Genomic DNA, 2,521 nt, shown 5'->3' with positions numbered 1-2,521 from the left:
TCTGCACGCTCTTTTTGGTAAGCATCTGAATATTGTTCAACATCTTTTATCAACTCGGATTTATCGATTTTTCGCTGACGCGTACTCGATGCTTTTGGCTCTATTTGATTAATCCAACGCGATACAGATGCACAGCCAATCCGAAATTGCTTCCCTGTTTCTCGGATACTCAACCCTTCTTCTTCCATCGTAAATATTACTTTACGTCTAAAATCAATTGAATAGCTCATATAAATAATGTCATCAAAATTAAGTCGCTTAGCTATAATTATTGATGAAAGCGCCTATCAGATACATTATCAAAATCAAACCATTGAATTAACACCGGCGAAATTTCGATTATTAAAATATTTATCCCAACATCCGGGTAAAGTTTTTTCCCGTGATAAAGTGTTGAATAACCTCTATGATGATTATCGAATTGTTACTGATCGCACCATTGATAGCCATATAAAAAACTTGCGCCGAAAGCTGCAACAATTAGATTGCAACAATTAGATAAAGAGCGGCAATTTATCCGCTCAGTATACGGTTTAGGTTATCGTTGGGAATTAGTTTAATTAAATGTTGCTAATCCGCTCGCCAGTTGATTTGGATTTCATCACATAAGGCGTTAGAATTAGCTACTTAAAACTTATTCGATTAAGAATAAGTACTGACTTGTTATCAGATTGAGAAATTATATGTTTACGCCAGAATTACTTTCTCCCGCAGGTTCGCTGAAGAACATGCGTTATGCTTTTGCCTATGGCGCGGACGCTCTTTATGCCGGACAACCGCGCTACAGTCTACGTGTTCGTAATAACGAATTTAATCATGAAAATTTAGCTAAAGGCATTAAAGAAGCCCATGAAATGGGAAAACGTTTTTATGTAGTGGTTAATATTGCACCACATAATGCTAAATTAAAAACCTTTATTCGTGATCTTGCTCCGGTCATCGAAATGCAACCAGATGCCTTAATTATGTCTGATCCTGGCTTAATTATGCTAGTGAGAGAAACATTTCCAGCAATGAAGATCCATCTTTCTGTCCAGGCAAACGCTGTTAACTGGGCAACAGTAAAATTTTGGCAACAAATGGGATTAAGCAGAATTATCTTGTCTCGTGAGCTCTCTATTGAGGAAATTGCCGAAATTCGTCAACAGGTACCTGATATTGAATTGGAAATTTTTGTTCACGGTGCACTTTGCATGGCCTATTCTGGTCGTTGCTTACTATCTGGTTATATTAATAAGCGCGATCCCAATCAAGGCACCTGTACCAACGCTTGCCGTTGGGAATATAAAGTAAAAGAAGGAAAAGAAGACGCAATCGGTAATATTGTTCATCATCATCAACCGATTAAGATAAAAAATATTCAGCCGACATTAGGTAATGGACAGCCTACCGACAAAGTTTTTTTAATTGAAGAAAGCAAACGCCCTGCTGAATATATGACCGCTTTTGAAGATGAGCATGGCACCTATATTATGAATTCGAAAGATCTACGGGCAATCGAACATGTTGAACGCTTAACTCAAATTGGTGTCCATTCTTTAAAAATTGAAGGTCGTACCAAATCCTTCTACTATTGTGCTCGAACTGCTCAGGTTTATCGTCGGGCGATTGACGATGCCGTTGCGGGTAAACCTTTCGATCCCTCATTACTAACCACACTAGAAGGCTTAGCTCACCGAGGTTATACCGAAGGTTTTTTACGTCGGCATAACCATGATGCGTACCAAACCTATGAATATGGTTATTCTGTTTCGGATAGCCAGCAATTTGTTGGTGAATTCACCGGCCAACGCAAAGATGGGCTGGCAGAAGTGGACGTGAAAAATAAATTCAGTCTGGGTGATAATTTAGAGTTAATGACACCAACAAAGAATATTCAATTTACCTTAACTGACTTATTTGATAAACAAAACCTACCTATTCAAGTTGCACCAGGTAATGGCTATAAAGTTTATCTCCCGATCCCTGAGGATGTTGATCTGCAGTTTGCACTATTAATTCGCAATTTGGCTGGCACAACTACCAGAAACCCTCATAACAAACAACAGATTCAAACAATAAAGTAAGTTCAAAAACTAAAGTAAACAGTAATATGTTTGCTTTAGTTATAAGCAATTTTAGTAACCTTAAAAATAGTGATAATAACAATAAATAATTTAAGGAAAATTTCCATTTTTATTTATTAGATCAAAGCAATACGATATTCATTATCATAAGATAGTTAGTGAAAAATGTAGAACTAAAAATTAATAGTAAGACTAGGAACCACCTTCTTTGCTAACTCAATCTCCCTTGAGTTAGCTTTTTCTTTTTGTGACCGATAAAATTCCACTCTTCTTATCAGAAACTATTGTTAATAAATAACCATAAATAGTTAATAAAATAGTATCAATCACTTTAATAACCAACGCTAAAACTAACATTAAACTGAAGCGATCCACCTCACTTAACTAAAGCAATCGAGCTTGTTTTTCACCCTATAATGGATAACAATTAATCAGAACGTCAATAAACGGGAGTA

General features: G+C 36.3%; 2 protein-coding genes and 1 pseudogene. 2 read left to right on the top strand and 1 reads right to left on the bottom strand.

The genetic code is table 11. The annotated features are described in order from the left end of the window. Nucleotides 1-230 (bottom strand): IS630 transposase-related protein (locus ARSQ2_RS10785; protein ID WP_202880422.1); only part of this gene is annotated, 230 nt, incomplete at its 3' end. Between the two features lie 34 nt (nt 231-264). Here ARSQ2_RS10785 and ARSQ2_RS10780 point away from each other — a divergent pair. Then, a pseudogene (locus tag ARSQ2_RS10780) lies at nt 265-560 on the top strand (winged helix-turn-helix domain-containing protein); the annotation flags it as partial. Between the two features lie 123 nt (nt 561-683). Next, the gene (gene trhP / locus ARSQ2_RS10775) at nt 684-2,066 is read left to right on the top strand and encodes a prephenate-dependent tRNA uridine(34) hydroxylase TrhP (protein WP_181995294.1); all 1,383 of its coding nucleotides are present in this window, start codon (nt 684-686) and stop codon (nt 2,064-2,066) included. The last annotated feature ends 455 nt before the right edge of the window (nt 2,067-2,521 follow it).

Origin of the sequence: Arsenophonus endosymbiont of Bemisia tabaci Q2, from assembly GCF_902713415.1 — a bacterium.
In the GTDB taxonomy this organism is placed as follows: Bacteria; Pseudomonadota; Gammaproteobacteria; order Enterobacterales; family Enterobacteriaceae; genus Arsenophonus.
Note: the sequence above shows the minus strand (reverse complement) of the source record. Positions and strands in the feature narration are given on the sequence as shown.